At 45.4% G+C, this 26,530-nt stretch carries 7 protein-coding genes; 5 read left to right on the top strand and 2 right to left on the bottom strand.

From position 1 onward, the window contains the following. Positions 1-2,184 (bottom strand): heparinase II/III family protein, encoded by a 2,184-nt coding sequence (locus L1D55_RS14630; RefSeq protein WP_239917936.1) that lies wholly within the window; start codon positions 2,182-2,184, stop codon positions 1-3. 331 nt (positions 2,185-2,515) lie between these two features. On the opposite strand from L1D55_RS14630, the gene L1D55_RS14625 reads away from it, so the two are divergent. From L1D55_RS14625 to L1D55_RS14605, 5 genes are all read left to right on the top strand, one after another. Beyond that, entirely contained in the window at positions 2,516-2,851 is a 336-nt protein-coding gene (locus tag L1D55_RS14625; RefSeq protein ID WP_239917935.1) for a cupin domain-containing protein, read from the top strand. Between the two features lie 34 nt (positions 2,852-2,885). Then, complete coding sequence (locus L1D55_RS14620; RefSeq protein ID WP_239917934.1) at positions 2,886-3,818, top strand: sugar kinase; 933 nt, start codon at positions 2,886-2,888, stop codon at positions 3,816-3,818. 73 nt (positions 3,819-3,891) lie between these two features. Further along, the gene (locus tag L1D55_RS14615; RefSeq protein WP_128160212.1) at positions 3,892-4,518 is read left to right on the top strand and encodes a bifunctional 4-hydroxy-2-oxoglutarate aldolase/2-dehydro-3-deoxy-phosphogluconate aldolase; all 627 of its coding nucleotides are present in this window, start codon (positions 3,892-3,894) and stop codon (positions 4,516-4,518) included. Between the two features lie 781 nt (positions 4,519-5,299). Then, positions 5,300-7,060, top strand: a complete 1,761-nt coding sequence (locus L1D55_RS14610; RefSeq protein ID WP_008222608.1) for a sodium:solute symporter family protein — start codon at positions 5,300-5,302, stop codon at positions 7,058-7,060. A 255-nt stretch (positions 7,061-7,315) separates the two neighbouring features. Continuing rightward, positions 7,316-8,080, top strand: a complete 765-nt coding sequence (locus L1D55_RS14605) for a transporter substrate-binding domain-containing protein (RefSeq protein WP_239917933.1) — start codon at positions 7,316-7,318, stop codon at positions 8,078-8,080. Between the two features lie 86 nt (positions 8,081-8,166). Here L1D55_RS14605 and L1D55_RS14600 read toward each other — a convergent pair whose 3' ends face one another. After that, on the bottom strand, positions 8,167-26,067 hold the full coding sequence (locus L1D55_RS14600) for a retention module-containing protein (protein ID WP_239917932.1): 17,901 nt from the start codon (positions 26,065-26,067) through the stop codon (positions 8,167-8,169). Positions 26,068-26,530 lie beyond the last annotated feature (463 nt).

The following is a 26,530-nucleotide window of genomic DNA, read 5'->3' as shown; positions in this document are numbered from 1 at the left end:
TTATTTCTCCTGACCAGCTGAAGTTGAGTCGATTAGGTTCTCTTCTAGAGAGTAGAAACCTGTCCAGCTGTACGTTTTGCCATTTAATTCGACTTTGTGTTCAGTAGTGTCAGTTGCACCCAGCTTGTTGCTGATCATGACTGTGACACGAGAGGTATTCGTTTCAATTTCAACAACAGAACCTATGTTGTTGTGCGCCAGTACTTTGATGTCTTGTACTTGACCACGAGCGTTCACTGATTGCTCAAACTCTTCGTTGAAGTAACCGTGCGTTTCTAGAGCTGAAGCAAACAGCGTTGTTTCGCCTTTGCTACGCAGAATAAACGCAGGCTCAGAACGCAAGTTGAAGCTTGGGTCATTCGCGCCAGAACGAGTAAAGATAACTTCACCATTGTCGTTCGAGCTTGTACCTAACCATGTGTAGTAAGTGTTGTTTTGCAGCCAGCTCACTAGTGCTGTTTCGTTCGCTTCACCACTTGCTACATTCCATAGGTGTTGGTAACCGAAGTCGCCGCCTAGCGTGTGTAGCTCTTTGTTGGTTTGGTAATTGAAGTTTGTACGAACAATCTGACCTTCATACTGGTGAGAGTAGTCGTATTGGTGCTCGCCTTTCTCTGAATCTAAGTGGTACAGGTCTAATAGTAGCGGAGATTCTAGACCTTCAAGGTTTAGCATGAACACACTGCGTTGCATGTCAAAACCATCGTAGTGATCGTTCGCAAACGCACTCATACCATTGATTTTTTGGTCTTCTACTTTGAAGAAGTGAGGCAAGCCGTGAACAGAGTCTGCGCGCTCAACATCAAAGTTGTTCTGACATTTTTCATCAATCGTTACCGCATTGTGAGCGATAGTTTGACGTGCATAAGACTTGTTTTCGTCTAGGTAACGGCCACCGAATTTTGGCTCAACGTTCACCCAACGACAGAAGCCGTATTCACGTAGCACTTCTTGACCACGGTTGAAGAAGGTAATACCTAGTGTATCGAAGTTGCCGTGGCCCATACCGTGTTGGCCGTAGTTCATCACAAGTTGAGACACATCGCCTTTGTTGTCTTGCATACGGATGAAGCCTTGAGCACCGTTGTGACCTTCTGGACCTTCGTTCAACTCAACACTTGGCCAGAAAGGCATGCCGATTTCTTTTTCAGCGCTTGCGGCTTCATAAGCTTTAGATAACTCAAGACCACAGCCGTGCATCCATACTGCATCTTGAATCTTCGCCATACCTAGGATGTTTTCATCTACCTTTCCATCCACTGCGTAGTGCTTGCTGTAAACACTTACGGCAACTTGAACACCCATATCTGTGATGCCCATCGTACGAGATGCATCGTTCAGTGCTGGGAATTCACCGTTAGGGTAAGCAGTCGCAAGCATCGCCTGCACTGTGTTACCAATCACGCCGTCTTTGTAGTTGTAGATATCTACTTCTGGCATATGGCGGTGAACCACTTCAGCGAACACACAAGTTGGACGAATAGCGTAGCGGTGGTAGTAAGGACCTTCCATGTAGTAACCAGAAGGTGCGAACAGTTGAGAGATTTGCGCTAGGAAACCACCAGTGTCGTTACGATCAAGACCATATACCGACATCTCTAGGTACTCACGCTTACCTAGTGCTAGGCCACAGATACCAACAGCTGCTACTGCCCAGATACCGTGATTATGAATGCGGTCAAAATCATGCGCATACTTCACCGTAAACATTTCTAGCATTGGTTCAAAAATACGTGACTCAATGTTGTCACGTTGCTCTTGTGTCATTGTAGAAGCCACGCAAGAGTAAGCTAGGCTTGTAAACATTAACCAGCAGTGTTCGTTTAGAATTTGGTGAAACAAACGCCCTGTTGGGTTGGTGTTTTTCTGTACGTGATAATTGAACGTCAGATACTTTTCAGCGTATACCTCTAGCAACTCGGTAACAAAATCCGCGTACTTCTGCTCTTTAGTGATGAGAAACAATCGACCAGCTAGGTTCATGTATGTGTAGTTTTGTTTGTGGCGGTTATGTTCGTACCCCCCTGCTTCACCATGTCCTGGAACATCAATTGGTAAGCGCATGAATGCTTCAAGTTCTTTTACGTTAGTCGCTATCGTCTTCCCCATTAGGCTTGTACGACCAACTTCTAAATGAAGCGCTTCAATTTCAGCATCCGTCAACAATATCGGTTGTATAGTCATTTTCTTTGTCACCCTCATTAAAGAGTTTTTGTATTTTAAACTTCGATTTGAATCTTAAACTCCACATAAAGTAATACAATAAGAGCTTTAATCATACAAATTCATCTTAAAATAATGACCACAATCACACAAAACCAGCTAACCATTGATGTTTAAAGTGAATAACAAACACCACAAGAAATGTAAGTTATTGAAATACCTAAGATACCAAAAAGCTTGCTTGATCAATATCACACATTTTAGATATATTGTATTACAAATAAACTCATTCTATTAAGATGGCTGTAAATTGAATGACACATAAAGATTAAAACTGTTTTGGAGAAATACAATGAACGCATTTTTCATTAATGATGAGCAACCTTGGGAAAATCTAGGCGACGGTATCAAGCGTAAAATCGTTGCATACACTGACGATCTGATGGCTGTACACCTATGTTTTGACAAAGGCGCAATTGGCCACCCTCATACTCATGAAATTCACGACCAGATTGGTTATGTCGTGCGCGGTAGTTTCGAAGCTGAAATTGACGGTGAGAAGCGTGTACTAAAAGAAGGCGACGCTTACTTTGCTCGCAAACATGTAATGCACGGCGCAGTAGCATTAGAGCAAGACAGTATTCTGCTAGATATGTTTAACCCTGCACGTGAAGACTTCTTAAAATAATCATTAGCGCAACCTCAGTTGCTAAGGTAAGTACATGAAATCATTAAACATCGCGGTCATTGGCGAGTGCATGGTTGAGCTACAAAAGAAACAAGATGGCTTAAAGCAAAGTTTCGGTGGCGACACGCTAAATACTGCACTTTATCTGTCACGCTTAACCAAAGACCAAAACATTAATACAAGCTATGTCACTGCGTTAGGTTCTGATCCGTTCAGTGCCGATATGTTAGAAAAGTGGCAATCTGAAGGTATTGATACTAGCCTAATTGCTCAGCTTGAACACAAGCAGCCAGGGCTTTATTACATCGAAACCGATGAAACTGGTGAGCGCAGCTTCCATTATTGGCGTAACGATGCAGCAGCGAAGTTCATGTTTGATCAAGACGGCACTCCTGCTCTACTTGATAAGCTATTCTCTTTTGATGCGGTCTATCTGAGTGGTATTACACTCGCTATCTTGACAGAACATGGGCGTACTGAGTTGTTTAATTTCTTAGACAAATTCAAAGCGCAAGGTGGTCAAGTATTCTTCGACAATAACTACCGCGCTAAACTGTGGACAAGCCAACAAGAAGCCATTTCTTGGTATTTAAAAATGCTGAAGTACACAGACACCGCGCTACTTACATTCGATGATGAGCAAGAGTTATACGGTGATGCAAGCATTGAACAATGCATAGCCCGTACGTCTGAGTCTGGTGTCAAAGAGATCATCATCAAACGTGGTGCGAAAGACTGCTTAGTTGTTGAGAGCCAGAGCGCTCAGTATGTTCCGCCGAACCCAGTAGACCGTATCGTAGATACAACGGCTGCTGGCGATTCGTTTAGTGCTGGCTTTTTAGCTAAGCGTTTAAATGGTGGTAGTGCTCGCGATGCAGCTTTAGCCGGGCATATTGTCGCAGGCACTGTAATTCAATATCAAGGTGCGATCATTCCGCTAGAAGCGACGCCTGATCTGTCTCTATAATTACGTACTTTATTTATTAATCAAGGGTTTGCTTGATTTGAAGCAAGCCCACAATTAACGTGAGAAAGAATTCATGACTACATTAAATGAACAACTAGCTAACCTGAAAGTTATCCCTGTCATCGCAATCAACCGTGCTGAAGATGCTATCCCCCTAGGCAAAGCATTGGTTGAAAACGGCATGCCATGTGCTGAAATCACGCTACGTACTGAATGTGCAATCGAAGCGATTCGCATCATGCGTAAAGAGTTTCCAGACATGCTTATCGGTTCAGGTACTGTACTGACTAACGAGCAAGTTGACGCATCTATCGAAGCGGGTGTTGATTTCATTGTTAGCCCAGGTTTCAACCCTCGCACAGTTCAATACTGTATCGACAAAGGCGTTGCTATCGTTCCTGGTGTAAACAACCCAAGCCTAGTTGAACAAGCAATGGAAATGGGCCTACGCACACTTAAGTTCTTCCCTGCTGAGCCTTCAGGCGGTACAAGCATGCTTAAAGCACTTACGGCAGTTTATCCAGTTAAGTTCATGCCAACCGGTGGTGTTAGCTTGAAGAATGTTGACGAGTATCTATCTATCCCTTCTGTACTGGCTTGCGGCGGTACTTGGATGGTTCCAACTAAGCTGATTGACGAAGGTAAATGGGACGAACTAGGTAAACTAGTACGTGATGCTGTCGACCACGTTAGCGCTTAATCAGCATTAAGCTTCGCAATAGAGCCTCACTTCGGTGGGGCTTTTTGCTATCAGCAGCTTGCCAACCAAACGTGTAGCAGTGCGTTTAACTGAACATTGAACTCTGCACATCGCCCTTCTACCCACAGATCTCCCCAGCTAAAACTGCCATTATTCAAGCTTGATATTGTCGTACAAAAGACTCCTCCCCTGCTTCAATGCGACTCACTCGATCAAATATGTAAAGCACGTTTAAGGGCTATGTTTTTTATACGCATTACTGCCTATGATTAACTAAACAACGGTCGTTATTGGTTCGTTCTAACGCGTCGGGCAGCCAATTCACAGAGAATCTCGTCACGCTCACGTAAATTCACCTATTGATGAGTTAACCGCACGACCACCTAAGCAATAAATTTAAAATTAATAATAAAAACAAACATATAAAGTAGAGAAAAAGACGTTACGCGAATCACTGTATCGATTCTGTCTATCCTCTACATCATTGAAAAGTGTAACAATGTTGTTACGAGCATAACTAAAATATTATAGGAGCTCTCCTTTTTCAGGCTTTAGGTTATATTGTCATACATATAATAACTGGAGAGATGGTTTCCCCTTAAACTAAAGCTCAACCTACACCCAATTAAACCTATTTAAAACAGTGCATTAGAAGGCGACTTGCTAAATGAATAAAAATCAATGCGACCTGGATCATACTAAAGGCATATTGTAGTACAAATAAAACTTTGTACGCGTTAATCTAAGCCCAGTTAATTATGATATTTAAAAGGCTGAAAAGATGACTATTGATACTTTTGTTGTTCTCGCCTACTTCTTCTTTTTGATCGCTATTGGTTGGATGTTCCGTAAGTTCACAACGTCGACTAGTGATTACTTTAGAGGGGGCGGCAAAATGTTGTGGTGGATGGTTGGTGCAACTGCCTTCATGACACAGTTTTCAGCATGGACGTTTACAGGTGCCGCAGGACGCGCGTTCAACGACGGTTTCGTTGTTGTAATCCTATTCTTAGCCAACGCATTTGGCTACTTCATGAACTACCTCTACTTCGCACCGAAGTTCCGTCAGCTACGTGTAGTAACGGCGATTGAAGCGATTCGTCAACGCTTCGGTAAGACTTCAGAGCAGTTCTTCACTTGGGCTGGTATGCCAGACAGCTTGATCTCAGCTGGTATTTGGCTAAACGGTCTAGCGATCTTCGTGGCAGCAGTATTCAACATCCCAATGGAAGCAACCATCGTTGTTACTGGCCTGGTACTGATGCTAATGGCTGTAACAGGCGGTTCATGGGCGGTTGTAGCCTCTGACTTCATGCAGATGTTGGTCATCATGGCAGTAACTATCACTTGTGCGGTTGCGGCTTACTTCCACGGTGGCGGTCTAGGAAACATCGTAGACAACTTCCACGGCGACTTCATGATGGGTAACAACCTTAACTACGTGAGCATCTTTATCCTTTGGGTAGTGTTCATCTTCGTTAAGCAGTTCGGTGTTATGAACAACAGCATCAATGCATACCGCTACCTATGTGCGAAAGACAGTGAAAACGCGCGTAAAGCAGCTGGTCTTGCATGTGTCCTAATGGTCGTTGGTCCACTAATCTGGTTCCTACCACCATGGTACGTAGCAGCATTCATGCCTGACTTCGCTGACCAATATGGTTCAGTAGGCGGCGACGCAGCTTACCTAGCATTCGTACAAAACGTAATGCCTGCAGGTATGGTGGGTCTACTTATGTCAGCAATGTTCGCGGCGACTATGTCTTCAATGGACTCTGGTCTAAACCGTAACGCTGGTATCTTCGTGATGAACTTCTACAGCCCAATCGTGCGTCCACACGCTTCGCAAAAAGAGCTGGTTGTAGTAAGTAAGCTGACTACTATCATGATGGGCTTCATCATCATCGGTATCGGTCTATTCATTAACTCGCTACGTCACCTAAGTCTATTCGACATCGTACTTAACGTTGGCGCTCTGATCGGCTTCCCAATGCTAATCCCTGTTCTACTTGGTATGTGGATTCGTAAGACGCCAGACTGGGCTGGTTGGGCAACACTTATCGTTGGTGGTTTCGTTTCTTACATCTTCGGTATCTCACTGCAAGCGGAAGACATTGAGAACCTATTCGGTATGGAACAAGCACTAACTGGTCGTGAGTGGGCTGACCTGAAAGTTGGATTGAGCCTGGCAGCACACGTTGTGTTCACTGGTGGCTTCTTCATCCTAACGACCAAGTTCTACCGTGGCCTATCACCAGAACGTGAGAAAGAAGTTGAACAGCTATTCACTAACTGGAACACACCATTGGTGGCAGAAGGTGAAGAGCAACAAAACCTAGATACTAAACAGCGTTCAATGCTTGGTAAGCTTATCAGCACAGCAGGTTTCGGTATCCTAGCGATGGCCCTGATTCCAAATGAACCGACAGGACGCTTGTTGTTCTTGCTCTGTGGTTCGATGGTTCTAACCGTTGGTATCTTGCTTGTTAACGCTTCTAAAGGCCCTGCAAAAAAGTTAAACAATGAAGCCGCTGCTAAATAGTCTATTTAATAGCAAGCGACTGAGTTAACCGATACTTCGAGTAAAGAAACGCCCATGCTTTCCCTCGACAGCATGGGCTTTTTATTATGCACTGTTCATGAAGGCTGAACGGCGGTCAGAAATATATCCCTCCACGCTCATAACGACAAATTCAATCGATTTTCATCCAATTACGACCATTTCTAATGGTTTGATCTCTTTCTCAGATTGTTTCTGTTACTTTGATTACTACTACAAACACAACAGATAATTACAATGACAAAAACATCACTATTGCTTGCTTCTATGGCACTTGCACTATCGGGAGCAGCACAAGCTGACCAACTCGAAGACATTCAAAAATCAGGCACGCTACGTGTCGGTACTACGGGCGACTACAAGCCATTTTCTTACTTCGATGGTAAAAGCTACTCAGGCTATGACATCGACGTCGCACAGCACATTGCAGAGCAATTAGGCGTAGAGTTACAGATCGTTCGTACCACATGGAAAGATCTCATTACGGATCTTGATAACGATAAATATGATATTGCGATGGGTGGTATCACGCGCAAAATGCAGCGCCAACTGAGTGCAGAGCAAACTCAAGGCTATATGACCTTTGGTAAGTGTTTCTTGGTCGCTAAAGGCAAGGCAGAACAGTACAACAGCATTGAGAAAGTAAACCTATCTTCGGTACGTGTTGGCGTAAACATCGGTGGCACTAACGAGATGTTTGCAGATGCCAACTTGCAGGACGCAAGCTTCACACGCTACGAGAATAACTTAGATGTGCCGCAAGCCGTTGCGGAAGGCAAAGTTGATGTGATGGTAACCGAAACTCCGGAAGGCCTATTCTACCAGGTGACCGACGAGCGCCTTGAAGCGGCTCGCTGTGAAACACCGTTTACCAACAGCCAATTCGGTTATCTAATTCCCAAAGGTGAGCAACGTTTGTTGAACACTGTGAACTTCATTATGGATGAGATGAAACTGAAAGGCGTTGAAGAAGAGTTCCTGATTCACAACTCTCTTAAATAGTCTTCTAGATAAAAAATAGGCCAGCATTGCTGGCCTATTTCATTATTTTAATTCGCTCTCACTATCGAGCTTATCAAGAGCGGAAACTAACCATGAGTAATAACATTCTGCTGCACGAGTGCATCCAGAATATCTGACGGCATGGTGCCGCTTAACGTCAACTGAGGCGCGAGGTCTTCAACCACAATCACTTGCTCTGTTGTACCTAAGCCATCAGGGTTAATGGTTAACTCAACATCATTCCCTTCTAACTTGGCATCAACATGCTGAAGCAATGTCGCCATATTCACATTCGCGTCTTTCAATTCAGGTAATACCTCACGTAGGTCAATCTGGTCACCTTCGGCTAAGTTGAAGTCAGTGATCGTATCTTCGACACCATCCTCAATGTTCAGCCAAACAAATGAATCCATACCATCACCACCGGTCAAGATATCCGAACCGCCGCCACCAATGAGCGTATCGTTGCCATCACCGCCAACAAGGGTGTCATCACCTGCTCCGCCTTCAAGTCGGTCATTACCTGAGCCCGCCGTTAGATCTGTTGCATTAGCCCCAGCCAGTAACTGCACATCATCGGTCTCACCAGCCAAATTAATATCGACCGCATTCGACACAATATTCACATTTAGGTCGATTGCCGCCGACGTGGCTGTATCGTTGTTATCTAGCTCTTCAGAAACCGCCTCAACTTTAAGCGTGTAGCTACCTGGAGTTTGAGAAAGCCCAACCACTTGCAAACTTTCAATTGCATCAGCGGTCGCCATCCATACCCCACCACCAAGATCCGTTACGGATCCGACGTCACTGGTGATTTGAGCACCCGCAGGCACATCACTGATATGTAGCGTTAACTCTTCAGTAACGTCTGTTAGAGCTGCGATAATGCCAACCAAAGGAACACCACTATTACTCACCGACTGGCTCGCAGTGATGTTTCTTACGTAGTTAGACGCCGGATCAATCGTTAGGCTTGGCGCATTCGCTACTGGCGTCACCGCAATGTTATAAACAACAGGTGCAGTTTCAATGGCAATACCAGAAGGATTACCACTGTCTTTGGCAGTGACCTCTAAGCCGATATTGTTGGTTGGAGCCAAGCTTGCATCAAGGTAAACCCCATTCGGGCTGGTCGGTGTGTCAATCAAGGCATTCAGATCGCTCAGCGTCCCGACTAACGTCACCGAACCACTATTGTCACCATTAACGGTCACACTAGTACCAGCAGGTAGTGATACTGAAAGCGTTCCGTAATCAACGGTCAGTGTTACTGTCATCAAGTCATTAGCAAAGCTATCGACATAATCAGGGTCACTGACATTAATACCACTAAGCAGTTGTCCTGCGTCTTCATCAATTAGAGTTGTGACACTGTCACCATTAACAACAGGAGTATCGTTCACACCTTGCACTACGGCAGTGATTTCAGCGGTATCTGTTAGGAAGTCATTAACGCCATTCGTCGTCCCGTCATCCTCTACCGTATAAGTAAACTTAACATCACCGTTGTATTCATCTGCTGCGGTAAATACCCAATATGGGCCAGTAATCGTAGGATCATCCGCACCACCCACGTTTTCGAAGCGTTGTAGTGTGCCTTGACCTTGATCGAGCACCAGATTGGTCACGGTAATCGTGTCATTTTCTGGGTCTGTCGTCGCTGCTATCAAATCCTCTTCTTTGATGATCAGCTGACCTTCTTCAAGGATGGTGCCTAAATCGATATCCGTTGCATCCGGCTTATCATTCACTTCCGTCACCACAACGCTGATTTCAGCACTGTCAGTTAAGAAATCATCGACACCGTTTGTCGTGCCGTCATCCTCAACGCTATAAGTGAATTTAACGTCGCCGTTATATTCATCCGCTGCGGTAAACACCCAATATGGGCCCGTAATCGTAGCATCATCAGCACCACCCACGTTTTCGAAGCGTTGCAGCGTTCCCTGGCCTTGATCGAGCACCAAACTGGTCACAGTAATTGCGTCATTGTCTGGGTCCGTGGTCGCCGCTATCAAGTCCTCTTCTTTGATGATCAATTGACCTTCTTCAAGCATTTTACCTAAGTCAATATCCGCCGCGACTGGCTGATCATTCACTTCGGTAACTTCAAGGCTAATTTCAGCACTGTCGGTTTTAAAATCATCCACGCCATTGGTTGTGCCATCATCGATAATGGAGTAATTGAATTTAACATCGCCGTTAAAATCGTTGTCAGCGACAAATAGCCAGAATGGACCGGTAATCGCTGCATTATCAGCGCCACCAGCATTTTCAAAGCGCGTTAACTGCCCCTGTCCCTGAGTCAGAGTGACGCCTGTTACCGTGAGATTATGGTTCTCAGGGTCAGAACTTGCTGCAATCAAATCACCTTCAACAATGACTATCTGACCATCCTCAGCAATCGAGCCTAAATCAACGTCTGTCGCGATAGGCGCGTCGTTTACTTCTGTCACCTTAATCGTGAAAGTCGTCTGGTTAGTCTGTGCAGTGTTCGGATCAGCTGGATCGATAAGACCATTGTTACCGCCGTCATCGAGCGTTGCGTTGATTGTTACCAGCCCACTCTGGTTGAGGTAGTTCTGGTCTGGGTCCGGCTTGAAGGTCACCGCACCATTGGCCAATGCCGTATTGATGTCAGCTTCTTTACCCGTGATGACCAGTGAACCGTCAGGTTGCAGAACAAAAGTCACATCTGGAGAGCTTGTAAACTCAAAGACGCCCTGTGCTCCTGGCAGTGTTTGGTCAATCTCCAACGTCAGCGTATACGGCGCATCTGGGTTATCAAAACTTGCGTCTACGTCGTAGATGCTGAAGTTGTTAATCGCGACACCAGCTGAGTCTTCTTGCGTTTCAATATTGGTAACGTTGACGAACGTTGGTTGATCGTTGATAGGATCAATCACTAAATCAACATCGAAGCTGGTTGGAGTACCCAGGTATTCAGTGTTGTCAGCATCAGTGTCCACAGAGCGAACCGTGATTTGCAATGGACCTGTAATACCCAGCGCATTACCTGTATCGCTATTGTGTTGACCAGAGTTGAATACGATCTTATCAAGTGACTGAGCAGGCACATCCAGCGTCCAAATCTGTGTCACTGGATCGTAGCTCGCCAAAGTCGTGCCGTCTGGATAGTAGATAGAGGCATCTTGAGGTACACCAGCCACCTCTACACGAAGTGTCTCTGGCGCATTTTCGGTATACGTGCCGCTGCCTGTTGCAGATAGCTCTTTATCCAAGATAGTCGCATTGATTTCGATATCAATGTTTTGGCCTTCATTGCCAGTAACAGAATCGGTTGGGTTGGTATCAACATCATCACCCACCGGCACCACGTGCAGCTTAAAGCTTGGCAGATTCGATGCTGCAGTTGGCACGCCTAACAAGGATTCTTGAGTAAAGACAGCAACGCCAAATTCCGCCGTACCACTGAAGTTTTTAGGCGGTAGGATCGAAATCTCACTCAAATCAAATGACAACCCTGATGCTTGAGGAAGCTGAACACTCCACTCACCACCACCATTGTTCTTCACTGTATATGCGGAACCCGGATCTGCACTCATTAAGAAGCCATCTGGCACACCAGTGAACTTAATCGAAACGAACTGCTCTGAGCCGTCTAGGTCAGTGAGCGCGATGGAGACAGGCCTTGTTCCAGATAGAGAAATAGCTTGATCTTCATTGCCCGTGATCTCAATGACATCAGGATCACTACCCGGCCCTGTTACAAGAACATCATCAACCACAGGGACAACTTCAAAGCTAACACTGGTATTGAACGTATCAGTATCGGTTGCCGTTCCGGCTGGAGACGAGGCGTCATTGTAGGTAGCAGTATCGGTTATTGTTCCGCTGACATTCACTTGTACTTGGTTAATGTCGTTACCCGTTGGGTAATTGGGAGCAGGACGGAACAATACATTGTCCAAAGCACCGGCATTAATTTCCGCTTCATTGAAGGTCACAGACGTACCAAGCGATACACCCGCACTTGTGTAAAACGCACCGACACTTGTGTCATCCAAAGTCAGCGTAATAGATGCGAATTTTTCGTCACCACCCTCAACTCCACTGACTTGGTCAGTAATGATTGTGCTGAAATCAAGCTGAATGTAAGTATCTTCGTAACCCACCGGATCTTGTCCAGGTTGACCATCAGTATCGACAGGATTAAACGAGTCATCGAGCGAACCTACAACCGTAACATCAATGTCCGGGTTACCTTCAACGTCAGGAGCGACTTTAATAACGACATCGGTCACCAAGGTTTTCTCATCACCAGACAGTGTATCTTTGGTTACTATTGTGATTGGTAACCTAAAGTCGCCAGAATAGTCTGCCGGCAGATTAAGTAGCAGGCCTGAGAAATCCGTTGGAACACCCTGATCGACGGTTGTTTCAAACACATACTTCCCGTTTACGAAGTCAACATCACTGCCTCCCCCTAAACTGATTGGGAAAGTTATTCCTGGCGGGATGGTCACAGAGTCATCAATAATGATAGTTACTTGGTCTGTTGAAGCGTCTTCACCGGAGAATGTGATCAGACTATTTAGAGCAGTTCCCAAGTCTAACTGTGTATCCTCTACAGCATCGACAACGCTATCTGGTGTCATCGTAATATCTGCAGCCACCTCGTTCCCACCAACAAGCACTTCTGGGAATGACAAGTTCACTTCACCTTCCCTCTGAACCGCAGCTGATGACTCAGTTTCAGCGCCATCACCTCGATCAATCACGGTACTGTAGATGGTCATCTTGATGTTATTGAAAACGCCTGGAGCGCCAGAAACTGGCGGAAACGCAAGACCGTTTGGTGCACTAATACTAAACAGGTCTTCATTGGTTACCACCCAACGGCCATTGCCTTCATAAGCGGCACCAATAACAAGTAACTGATTGAGGACAGCATCTGATAACGCCGAGTCGTCCAAATTGGTCAGTTGAATAACTAGCTGGTCAACTTCTTCGATAGCAGACGAAGCATCAGTTTCTTGGTATCGAATAACGAACTCATCCGTAACCGATGTGTTATCACTGTTGGTTGTGAATTTGAGAACACCAGTTAGAGCATCCGCGACCACTGTACCCAAGTCTGTAAGACCTGCGACCTCATCGACCACCAGTTTGTTGTTAGCATCTTCAGGCTCAACCACAGGTCGCACACGAACATCAATCGAGCCAGTGATTGTTGCTGTTGCAATACCCTGACCTGGGTCAGTTGCATCAATATATTCATGATCGCGTTCTTCAATCATGACAACCGTATTAAGCGTAAAGTCGGTGCTCGAATCTTGTTCCGGTGTTATCTGAATAAAATTATTGTTCAGTGCTATCTGGGTGAACGCTTCTGGAGTCTGCCCACTCTTAGGTGTGATGGTTAGCGTTCCGGCTACAGCATCGTAGTTCCAAATCACATCACCGTTTACAACCACACTTGCAACACCACTTGGAATACCACTGATAACGATTGAAGTGAAATGCTCATCATCGTCAATGTAATCAGTGCCCTCTGGGTGCCAATCAATGTTGATGGCCGTATCTTCATCCCCACGAGTCACCGTATTGTAGGTTGCAGAGGTATCTATCCTAGGCTCAACCAATACTCGAACTTCTTGGTCAAAGGTAAGCGTGTGACCATCATTTTCGGTCACGATAACTTTACCTTGGATATGGATGTTCTCTGTTGATGAATCAACAGGTCTAATACGGATACCTGAAGTTTTCCCCGCTTCAGTGATGTGCGCTTCGTAGATAGGTTTAGAGAGATCAGGGCTACCGCCCGGTCCCGTCTCATAACCAACAAAGTTCAAGTCAATCACGGTACCATCGCCATCTTCCAGAATAACGCCGTCAGGGATGCCAGAAAGAATAACCGTTATCGACTCTGAGCCATCGTCAGGTAATGGTGTTGTTCCGCTATCTGGTCTTCTCTCGCCAGACAATACAGTGAAGTCGAGTTCAGCGAAGCTATCGCCATTTTGACTCTCTTGAATTGTGGTTTGAACACCTGATGTTGTGCCATCGGTGATTGCTGTCCAAGCTGTACCGTTGATACCGCCATAAGGAATATCGGCAACACCTTTAACCTCAACGTTTACCGTTTTCGTACCTAAGATTTCTTCATCAACCTGAGGCCCAGAAGAAAGGTTCGCGGTATCTTTGACAACACCGGTAACCTCAAACGTGAAGTCAACATTGCTGTGTTTAGCCGGAACGATCTCTACATTGGCTAAATCGGAATACGCCACTTCCTGATAATCGACACCGTTGATGGTGATTGTAGGAACCGGTGTAGTGGTTCCTAGGAAATAAAGTACCGCACCTTCAGTTATATTGCTGATGCGAACAAACAACTCTTCGGAGCCATCAGTGTCCACCGAGCCATTCATGGTGATCACTTCATCCAACGTGAAGGCATCTTTGTTCGCTAGAGGACCTAAGTAGTCTGGATCATCAATATTGTCTTCATTAATACGAATTCGGTTAACGCTGAACGAGCCAGGGTCCGCATCGGCTGTCACATCAATGATAATATTTTGCTCTACAGAGCGAGCCGTTGTCTTATCATTTGCCCCTCCGTTGGCTGCGTCATCGTATGGATTACGCGTCTCTTCCGTAATCGCGGTTGCTTTGAACTCAATTTGCCCAGAGAAGTTATCGATTGGATTAACCACGGTGCTATTGATATCTGCGGCAGCAATCGTGTAGACACCATTGACTGGCGTTAACACATTGCCATTTTGATCCAACAGCTCAAACTTCCCGTCACCTTGAACGGCTTCTAGCTCATAGGTAATCGTCTCAGTATTACTGTTATCTTGCGACTCTGCATTCAGCTGAAGTGTCACATTGTCTTCATCTTCATTCACTTGATATTGATACGTACTATTCGCATCATCCCAAGTGGCAATATCCGCTACCGCTTCAATCTCAATTCTGAAGTTTGAATTTACTGTATGGTCAAGCGTACCGTTGTTATCAATTTCAAGCTCGTAGTTGATTCGCACACCATTGTCATTTGAACCGTAGTTTTGGTCTGGAACAAAGAACAAGTTATCGATCGTCGCGATGATGTCTAATGGCTGGTTCGTGCTTGGAGCAAAGCTCTGCTGCATTTGAGGCGGACCAAACAAGATATCACCGTTTGGTTCAGCCACTAACTTGTGATATTCCACGCCATCAAAGTAATAGAACGTCCCTCTGTGATTACCACTTTGAATCGTCAATTGGCCGATAGACTCGTTATTATCTTGGTCCTTCAGGTTAACCTGCAGCGCAATTTGTGCAGGAGCATCAGGCAAACCGCTTTGGTTATCTTGAATATTCTCTAGGCTTGGAGCATCACCCGTTGCGTAAGGGATTGTCGAGTCTCTCCCCGCATCCTCAAACGTAGTTACCTTAAGCGATACTGCTGATGACTCTTCATCGGTGATCGTGATGTTCAAAGGCGTTGATGAAGTATCCAAATCACCGTCTGTCGCAATCACATTGATCGAGAAGTCGATGGTGTCTCCATCATGATCGAGATAGTTTGTCGCTCTGAACTCCACTTCACCATTTGAATTAATACGTAATCTACCAAGCTCACGAGTATCGATACCGCCACTACCATCATCGGTTTGTTCATACACTCGTACTTGCTGGACACCACTGTTTAAGTCAAAGCTGCTACTGTATGGCCCATTGTTTCCTGTTCGGAACACGATGTCTGCGCCATTGCTGGTAATGCCCTCTATGCGAGTCAGCGCTGCATCATCCGCACCCACATCCGTCGCATTGGCAAACATGTTAACTTTGGAGTTGCCATAACCTTGACCCTCAACTCGCGTGATCGATTGAGTGGTCACCAATGGAACATCATCCGTTACCGTAATAGTCAGGTCGATCGCGTTCGATTTGTCTTGGTCAAAATCTTCAGCCACGACAGAGAAATCAAGCTCTATGGTATTTTCATTTGCGCCATCAGGGTGTTTAAGTGGTTTAAAGAGCTCAAATTGATAGCTGTTGTTTGAGGTATCAAAAATGATTTCAAACACAGGCTGATTGCTGGTTACCGTCTGTGCAACATAAGTGAAGGTTGTACCGCTTTGTGAAACAGGCAGCCACTCTAGGCTTTCTCCATCAGAAGTTAAGCCTGCAATCACTAAGTTTTCATCAACCAATTCGAACTTAACAACACCATCAGCACCTTCATCAACGGTGAATAGCCCATTAATAATGGTATCTTCGGATTGATCCGATCCAATCCCAGCAAGATCATCTTCATCAACCACCGTCTCACCCGTTGGTGCACTCATGACTGGTACATCATCGAGCACTTCGATTGGTAATACATATTGATTAGAGTCATCACCGTCGCCATCAACCGCAACGACATCAAATGGAATCGTTAAGGTGTTGGAATTCGGGCTTGTTGGATGGTTCAGAGGACCTAGCAACGTAAACGTATAAGAGCCGTCATTCGCTAGCGCGAGCGTGAAGATAGGAGTTCCGCTTGTCGTCGTACCTTGATAGGTCGTTGTGTTCGCAGCTCCAGTGACTTCTGTAATAGAAATCGCTTCAGTTCCAGAGGTCAATGTCGCTTCAAGAGCAGAGATATTACGCAGTTCGTAAACCTCTACTTGGTCAGCACCTTCTATGGTAACAAATGCACCTGTTGCTTGAGAAACCACAGATCCAAGATCATCTTCATCAACCACAAATGTGCTGGTCACTGTCGTGTCGGTAATGACAGGCACATCATCGGTGATAGTAACGGTCAAAGGTTTCATCACAGAATCAGTATTGTCTTGATCGACCGCGATCACTGGCAGAGTGAATACTTGATCGTTGTTGCCTTGTACAGGAAGATGATCGAGCTCTTCCAATAAAGTGAAGGTGTATTCGCCTAGCACTACACTACTAAAAGTGATGGTAAAGATATCCGTTTGAACACCCCCACTTTCAACGAAGCCAATATAGGTTCCGCTGTTGGCTGGATCTTCTTTAAGCTGAACTACCAAGCCATCCGATTTCAAATCACCAGACGTGTTGAACTGAGTGGTATCAATACGGAAATGGCTCACATCATCACTTCCCGCAGTGAAAGTAATGGTTTCAGTTTGGCTCACAGGTAAGCTCGGAGATGAGCCATCCACAAGATTCGCTTCTTCCAATGCAACCGTTGGTACCGTATCAATTACCGGTGGCGCACCATCTGAAATCGTCAGCGTCACTGTCGAAGTAACAATATCGCCGTCTTTGTCTTCTGATGTCACGGTAATAGTCTTAACGATATCACCACCAGAATGATTCAGATTTCGATTAGGCTCAAAGCGCACATCGCCTTCAAGCGTGATAAACAACGAACCTTCCGTAAATACGAACTCTTGCTCACCAGTGTTGGTTTGCACCAGAGACTCTTCAGGCTGACTACCATAAGTAAATTTAGTTATGGTAGCGCCATCAGCACTTTGCGCAGGCATCACATCAAATGTCGTTGTGGTAGGCGTGCCCGTGCTTGGCTCTGTGATGCTAAGAGCACCAGATTGCATTAATTGAACGTCATCACTGATGGTCACAGAAAGCGGTTTAGACGGTGAAATATCGCCATCGGTATCTTGCGCATATACCGACAAGTCAAAGCTGAGATCGTTGTTTCCTAATCCGTCGACATGATCCAAACGCTCTAACAAAGTAAACGTGTACTCACTCGGGTTGGTGTTATCAAATTCTAGGGTGAAGATAACTTTCTCAACCCCCGAGCCATCCGTTGTGAATGCTATGTAGTCACCTGAACCCGCAGGCTCTTCACGCAAGCTCAATTCAAGGCCATCAGACTTCAATACACCGCTGGTATTAAACAGCCCTACTTCGACGACAATCTTCTCGATGTCATCACTGCTTGCAAGTGAAGTAATGGTCTGGGTCACGCTGACTGGGCTGCCACTCGGCGTTGAACCATCAGCAAGTAAGCTTTCAGACAAGCTAACACTCGGAACGACATTCAACGTTGGTCCATCACCATCAACGATAGTGAGTGTGACCGTTGAAGAAGAAATATCCTTATCAAAATCAGATGAAGTGAATTCAATCAGCTTAACTATGTCGCCTGCAGAGTGGTCAAGATTACGATTTGGTTCAAACCTTACATCACCATCCAAGGTGACAAACAGCGAGCCTTCAGTGAAAACGAATTCCTGCTCACCGCTGATGCTTTGATCCAAAGTAATCGCAGAGCCACCGTCATAGGTGAACTGTGTAATGGTTGCCCCATCAGCACTTGGCGTAGGCAATACATCAACGGTCGAGGTAGTTGGTGTGCCAGTATTTGGCTCTGTGATGGTTAACGTACCATCTTGCATTTGCTGGAGGTCATCTTGAATGGTGACAACAACATCACGCTTAACGGAGTCATCACCATCAGTATCAACCGCATAAACAGGCAAGTTGAAATTAAGGTCGTTATTAAGCGCCCCATCAAGGTGATCGAGTGCCTCAATCAGCGTGAAGGTGAACTGGCCTTTGTTGACACTATCAAAATCAATGGTGAATACATTAGTTACGTTACCGGCCCCGTCATCAGTAAACCCGATGTAGTCGCCAGGTGACGCGGGATCTTCTTTTAGCTGAACAACAAGACCGTTTGATTTCAGCACATCACCTGGGTTGAATTCGTTGGTCGCGATTCTAAAGTGGCTTAAGTCATCACTACCCACGGTGTAGGTAATGGTTTGTGTTGAACTCACCGCAGAACCACTCGGCGTTGAGCCATCTGCTAGGTTCACTTCCGATAAGTTCACGCTAGGAACAACATCGATAACCGGATCAATCCCATCTTGGATCGTCAATGTGACATCCGCGGTATCAGTATCGTTATCAAAGTCGCTGGTCGTTACCACAATCGTTCTAACAATATCACCCGCTGAATGATCCAGATTTCGATTTGGCTCAAAACGAACTTCGCCTTCAATCGTGATGTACAGTAAACCATCGGTTACGGTAAACACCTGCTCTGTCGTTACATTCGGATCCAAGGTGACAGCAGTACCACCATCGTAAATAAATTGGGTGACCTTTGCGCCATCAGCACTTTGAGTCGGCATAACATCAATGGTTGGCGTAGTTGGAGTACCCGCCACGAGATCAGCCAGTGAAGGCTCAACAATATTCAATGACCCGTCTTGTACACTTTGTACATCATCGGTAATGGTCACTGTCATTGGTGACATCGCAGACTCATCACCATCGGTATCCACCGCGATAACAGGTACATCGAAGTTTAAGGTGTTGTTCTGCAACCCATCCGCATGGTCTAACGCTTCAAGCAGAGTAAACGTGTATTGCCCTAAATTGGTCGTTGAGAAACTGATTGTGAAGACGTTGGTTTCTACGTTAGCACCGTCTTTTACAAAGCCAATGTAGTTTCCAGAGTTCGCTGGCTGCTCTTTAATCTCAACCTCTAAGCCATTCGACTTCAAAGCCCCTGAAGTGTTGAACTGAGCAGGATCAATTCTGAAATGACTAACATCATCACTACCCTCGGTATAGGTAATCACTTGAGTCATCGATACTGGATTGCCCGTTGGCGCAGAACCATCAGCCAGATCGACTTCAGAAAGACTCACACCAGGAATGACATTGATAATTGGTAGATCGCCATCCGTAATGGTTAGCGTGACTGTCGAAGTCACCACATCACTATCAGAGTCACTTGAACTGACGACTATCGACTTAACGATATCCCCGCCCGAGTGATTAAGATCGCGGTTTGGTTCAAAGCGAACATCGCCTTGCAGCGTGATATAGAGCGAGCCTTCAGCAACCACAAACTTCTGCTCACCCGCATTACTCTGGTCAAGTGTAAACACTGTGCCATCGTAATTGATTTGGGTAATAGTTGTGCCATCAGCCCCTTCTTGATCAAGAACATTGACGGTCGTTGTTGTCGGCGTACCCGCGGCTAAGTCAGCCACTGTCGGCTCTTCTATGCTGAGAGCACCATCCACCATGACTTGAATATCATCGATAATCGTTACAGCCAGAGGCGACATCAGAGAGTCATCGCCATCACTATCGACCGCATACACAGGCAAGTTGAATGTTAGGTCGTTATTACCTTGAATTGGTGTATGGTCAATCGCTTCTAAAAGCGTAAAGGTGTACTCACCTAAAGTCGTGCTGCTAAACGCAAGTGTGAAGACCGTGGTTTCTACATTTGAAATATCCGTAGTGAAGCCGATGTAGTTACCCGACCCCGTAGGCTCTTCTCGGATCTCAATCACTAAGCCATCAGACTTCAGAGTACCGCCAGTATTAAACTCACTCGGCTCTAAGCGGAATTTTACAACATCATCACTTTGGTTGGTAAAAGTGATGGTTTCTGTTTGGCTAACCGCACTGCCACTTGGTGATGAACCATCAGCCAGATCCGCTTCTTCAAGAGCAACACTCGGCACCGCATCGATAGTCGGGTTATCGCCATCGGTTATCGTCAGAGTAACGGTTGCAGTGACCGGATCGTTATCAAAGTCATTGGATGTCACGACGATGGACTTAACAATGTCTTCGCTCACGGAATGGTCTAAGTTACGGTTGGGCTCGAAGCGCATCTCACCTTGAAGGGTGATGTACAACTCACCTTCTGTGAAACTGAATTGCTGTTCGCCTACGATGCTCTGATCCAACGTTTTAACGATGCCACCAAAAGAAAACTCAGTAACCGTTGCACCATCAGCACTTTGGTTTGGCATTACATCAATGGTATTGGTTGTTACCGTGCCATCTGCCAAATTCGGCTCAACGATATCTAGCGTGCCATCTTGCATGATTTGAACATCATCGCCGATGGTTACATTCAGTTGAGACACTAAAGAATCATCGCCATCGCTGTCTACCGCATAAACCGGAAGATCAAAGCTCAGATCATTGTTCGCTAGACCATCTGCATGGTCTAACGCTTCCAATAAAGTAAAGGTGTATTCACCAAGAGTCGTGGTCGAGAAGCTAATCGTAAACACTGGAATTTCAGCATTTGAACCATCAGTAATGAAGCCGATATAAGTGCCCGGGTTCGCTGAATCTTCTTTTATCTCGACCGCAAAACCATTCGATTTCAGTGCACCACCAACATTGAACTCAGTAGGTTCAATACGGAAACGGGTCACATCATCACTTTGATTAGTATAAGTAATCGTCTCAGTTTGACTTACAGCACCGCTACCTGGTGCAGAGCCATCAGCAAGATTGGTTTCAGACAGAGTAACACTTGGCACCGTATCAATGGTCGGGATATCACCATCGGTAATCGTCAGGGTGACTGTCGAGGTCACGGTGTCCTTATCGAAGTCGCTTGAGGTAACCTCGATCTGTTTAACGATATCTCCACCAGTATGGTCGAGATTACGGTTCGGCTCGAAACGAACGTCACCTTGAATAGTGATATACAGTGAACCTTCAGCAACTACGAACTTCTGCTCACCAGTATTATTCTGGTCAAGCGTTAATACAGCCCCGCCATCATAAGTAAATTGCGTGATGGTCGCGCCGTCTGCCCCTTCTTGATCAAATACATTAACGGTAGTTGTCGTAGGTGTACCCGCAGCCAAATCAGCAACCGTTGGCTCGACAATATTTAGAGCTCCGTCTTGCATGATTTGAACATCATCACCGATGGTCACATTCAACTGTGACACCAATGAATCATCGCCGTCGGTGTCTACCGCATAAACAGGAAGGTCAAAGCTAAGATCGTTGTTCGCTAAACCATCCACATGGTCTAACGCTTCCAATAACGTGAAAGTGTATTGGCCGAGGGTAGTACTAGAGAAACTGATCGTGAACACGTTGGTTTCGACGTTCGAACCATCTGTCACAAAACCGATATAACCACCTGGTGTGCTTGGGTCTGCTTTTAGCTCTACCACCAACCCATTTGATTTGAGCGCCCCACCAACATTGAATTCTGTCGGTTCAATACGGAAACTCGCCACATCATCACTTTGATTCGTAAATGTAATCGTCTCTGTTTGACTCACCGCAGCACCACTTGGCGTAGAACCATCACTCAAATTAGTTTCAGATAAAGTAACACTCGGTACATTATCAATCGTCGGGATGTCACCATCGGTAATAGTCAACGTCACCGTAGAAGTAACAACATCACTATCTGAGTCGCTTGAAGTCACGACTATCGACTTAACAATGTCTCCACTTGTATGGTCGAGGTTACGATTTGGTTCAAAGCGCACATCACCTTGCAGCGTGACATAAAGCGAACCTTCAGCAACCACAAATTTCTGCTCTCCCGTATTGCTCTGGTCAAGCGTAAACACTGTGCCGTTGTCATAATTGATTTGGGTGATGGTCGTGCCGTCTGCCCCTTCTTCATCAAGAACATTCACAGTCGTGGTTGTCGGCGTACCCGCTGCTAAATCAGCGACAGTCGGCTCTTCAATCGTAAACGCGCCATCTACCATGACTTGGATATCATCGGTGATCGTCACAGCAAGTGGCGACATTAGAGAATCATCGCCATCGCTATCAACCGCATACACTGGCAAGTTAAACGTTAGGTCGTTATTACCTTGAATTGGTGTGTGATCAATCGCTTCTATAAGCGTAAAGGTGTACTCACCTAAAGTCGTGCTGCTAAATGCAAGTGTGAAGACAGTGGTCTCGACATTTGAAGTGTCTGTGGTGAAGCCGATGTAGTTACCCGAACCCGCTGGCTCTTCTCGGATCTCAATCACCAAGCCATCAGACTTCAGAGTACCACCAGTATTAAACTCAGTCGGCTCCAAACGGAATTTTTCAACATCATCACTTTGGTTGGTAAAAGTGATAGTTTCTGTTTGGCTAACCGCACTGCCACTTGGTGATGAGCCATCAGCGAGATCCGCTTCTTTAAGTGAGACGCTCGGTACCGCATCGATTGTCGGATTATCGCCATCGCTAATAGTCAGAGTAACCGTTGACGTTACTGGATCTTTATCGAAATCACTTGAGGTAACCTCTATCAACTTCACGATATCTTCACTCAAGGAGTGGTCTAGGTTACGGTTTGGTTCAAATCGCACCTCACCTTGCAGCGTGATAAACAGCTCACCCTCTGTGAAGCTGAATTGCTGCTCACCCGTGTCATTTTGATCAAGCGTTCTCAGTTGACCGTCATAGGTGAACTGAATAATCGTCGCGCCATCAGCACTTTGGTTTGGCATCACATCAATGGTGTTAGTGGTCACCGTGCCATCAGCTAGATTAGGCTCAACAATATCTAATGTGCCATCTTGCATGATTTGAACATCATCACCGATAGTCACATTCAGCTGGGACACAACAGAATCATCACCATCGCTGTCTACCGCATATACCGGAAGATCAAAGCTCAGATCATTGTTCGCTAGGCCATCGGCATGGTCCAACGCTTCCAATAGAGTAAAGGTGTATTCACCAAGCGTGGTGGACGAGAAGCTAATCGTAAACACTGGAATTTCAGTGTTTGAACCATCAGTAATGAAACCAATGTAAGTACCTGGATTCGCCGAGTCTTCTTTTATCTCGACCACAAAACCATTCGATTTCAGTGTGCCGCCGACATTGAACTCTGTAGGCTCAATACGGAAGTTCGCCACATCATCACTACCAGAGGTAAAAGTGATCGTATTGGTGGCGCTTACTGCACTTCCACTTGGTGCAGATCCATCAGCTAGATTGATTTCAGATAAAGTAACAGGTGGAATCAGATTGATTGCCGGGTTTTGACCATCGGTAATACTTAACTCAAGTGTTGATGTATCAGTGTCGCCATCACCGTCTTCGGCTAAGAATGAAAACTGTTTGATGATAGTTTCGCTACTTGAATGATCGATATCACGAGCAACCTCAAAACTGAAATCACCGTTAAGCGAGATAGTAACCACGCCCTCAGTGAAACTGAAGGTTTGAGGAGCATCAGGCAGTAAGCTTTGATCTAGTGAATAATCAACACCGTCGTAGTTGAACGATTGAATTGTCGAACCATCCGCACCTTCGAAATTAAACAGGTTATACGAGACGACAGTATCACCGGCTAAAGTCGGCTCAGTGACAGATTCAACCTTATCAACCAGTTCAACGACATCATCTTTAACGTTGATAAGAATCTGGGCGGCTTCTGGAGTACTTGAACCACTGGATAACGCCGATCTATCGCCATCAGCATCTACCGCATAGATAGGCAGTGCAAAGGTTAAAAGTGCGTCTTCAGCACCTTGATGCGATAATTCTTCATAGAGGTTAAATTCATAGCTACCCAAAGATGGGCTATCAATTTTTACATCAAAAACCGTAATTCTTGCGCCATTAACCTCAACATAGCCTTCGTACGTTCGCACACCATTGGTTTCATCAACCAATTCGAGTAACACAACCTCGTCGTTAGATATCAGTGTGCCACCGGTATTAAACTCTGCAGGTTCAAGTTCATGATGATCGATAATGTCACTATCAAAAATTTCTGAGGTGACACTACCACTTCCTGATACCGTTGCCGTCCCCTCTTGAGAACCGCCAACAATGCCAGCTTCATCAACATCAATACTGTCGACATTGGTAATGACTGGTTTATCACCATCAGAAATAGCGAGGTTGATGGTATTGGTTACGACATCTTGGTCAAAATCGGTAACCGTGATTGGCAAAGAGAAAGCAAGCGAATCAGTGCCGACTTGCTCTATTGGTCTCAACTGCTCAAATCGATAGGTACCGTCAGTATCTAAGCTAACGGTTAAAATAACATCGCTGCTACCTTGGATTGACAGTGTGATGGTACTTCCATCAGCAGACAAAGATGCAACGGTCGCCTGATTGTCACTGAGCACACCATCAAATTGAGCAAGTGCGCTTGAGTCAAAAACAGCTGACTGTAGATTATCACTACCAATATTTGAAAAGGTGCCTTCAATTGCAGCACTGCTTGTTTCAACGTTATCGATAGACACGCTTTCGGCAGACGGATCTACCCCATCAAGGACGGTTACTTGCGCATTAATTGGTGTGACGAGCTGATTACCTGCGGTGTCTTGGCCCTGTATGTCAAAGGCGATGTTAATTTGGTCACCCGTAAAGGAAACCTGTCCGCCACCAATCGACGGAACATGATCTATCGGCTGAGAAATGGTTGTGGTCAGCGACAATTCAATGTTATTTCCAATACTTACGGCATCAATATCGATGCGCAGCACTTCATCTGTACCTTGAACACCAATAATCGAATTAGAGGCTGAATCATACGTAAAAGTAACCGGTTGGCCACTAGAGGTAATGTCGCTGTTGAGTTCACTAAGGAGCGAGACGAGAGAAAGTGTTTCTGGAGCAAAAGAATCTGGGTCAAGCGCTAAACTACCCGCAACAACGGTATCAGTAACCGTCACCGATTGAGGATAAGTATTTCCGAAAATGGAACCTTCGGTCAGTGTTTCAGCGATGGATTGACCACCCGATGAGAGCGTGATCGATCTAAGCTCTTCCCTATCTTCATCGACAGATTGATCTTCTAGGCCTGAAGTTTCAAAGAAGGTTGAAGGACGAGTTTCTGTATAGTTGTAATCAATGGTGACAAAGCCTGCATTTGCAGAACCTAAACCGCCACCAGCTGCGGTAGCTTCTAAAATTTGAGTTGGATCGGCACCACCTAAAATGGCTTCTTGAATCGCCGCAAGATCTTCATCAGTGAATGAATCATCAACAGCTTGCGCCAAATCGATATTCACCTCTCCGGCGATCGGTGCATCTGCCCAAGCCAAGTCTTGATCGACACACCCAACACAATTGCCTTCAACCTCAACAGGGCCGCTAGGCAAACCTATTAGGAGTTCAGCATCATGCGCGGTAATAACAATCTCATTTTCACGGATGATATCGCCAACCGAAACTTTTCTGGCACTGCCGTCAGGCTTAACTACAACCACATCTCCACTAGTAGCTTCAACTACCACAGTCTGACGCGAAACTTCGATATCCATATATCCCCCGATGTCACAAGTCGCTTCTAAAAGCGGTGAACATTGTTTGTAAAAGCAATCTCAGGTTTTCATTAACTTATATCTCGCTCTTCGGAACACATTCAAACGGTTCATCGAAGAGGTACAAAAAGAGAATAAATTTCGCCTGTTTTTTTATAGTTTACTTACCTTTAAGCCTAGTCTTCCCCTTAAAAAATGCCATATCTGCATGAGTAGACCTCTTCTTGCAAATTTGTCTATTTTCCAAGGGTTTCCAGAACACTAGTTAAAAGTTAGTAGGGTGCTGATTTATATGCAAATAAACTCACAAAAATATACACCTCTCAATTTCATAAATTTATACCGCAATAAAGTTAACAAATCATTAGCGAAAATAAGGCATTAATTGAAGTGAGCTATGCATCAACAACTAAACAGCAACTATTCCCATCTTTGAGACAACACGCAGACTATCGCCTCTAGA

Source organism: Vibrio sp. Isolate22 (assembly GCF_022398115.1).
Lineage (GTDB): Bacteria > Pseudomonadota > Gammaproteobacteria > Enterobacterales > Vibrionaceae > Vibrio.
The sequence above is the reverse complement of the archived record's forward strand: the minus strand, read 5'-3'. Positions and strand labels throughout refer to the sequence as shown.

Excerpts from the sequence above, each read along its gene's own strand:
- L1D55_RS14610 (WP_008222608.1), top strand. The coding sequence starts at position 5,300 with ATGACTATTGATACTTTTGTTGTTCTCGCCTACTTCTTCTTTTTGATC.
- L1D55_RS14620 (WP_239917934.1), top strand. The coding sequence starts at position 2,886 with ATGAAATCATTAAACATCGCGGTCATTGGCGAGTGCATGGTTGAGCTA.
- L1D55_RS14630 (WP_239917936.1), bottom strand. The coding sequence starts at position 2,184 with ATGACTATACAACCGATATTGTTGACGGATGCTGAAATTGAAGCGCTT.
- L1D55_RS14625 (WP_239917935.1), top strand. The coding sequence starts at position 2,516 with ATGAACGCATTTTTCATTAATGATGAGCAACCTTGGGAAAATCTAGGC.
- L1D55_RS14600 (WP_239917932.1), bottom strand. The coding sequence starts at position 26,067 with ATGGATATCGAAGTTTCGCGTCAGACTGTGGTAGTTGAAGCTACTAGT.
- L1D55_RS14605 (WP_239917933.1), top strand. The coding sequence starts at position 7,316 with ATGACAAAAACATCACTATTGCTTGCTTCTATGGCACTTGCACTATCG.
- L1D55_RS14615 (WP_128160212.1), top strand. The coding sequence starts at position 3,892 with ATGACTACATTAAATGAACAACTAGCTAACCTGAAAGTTATCCCTGTC.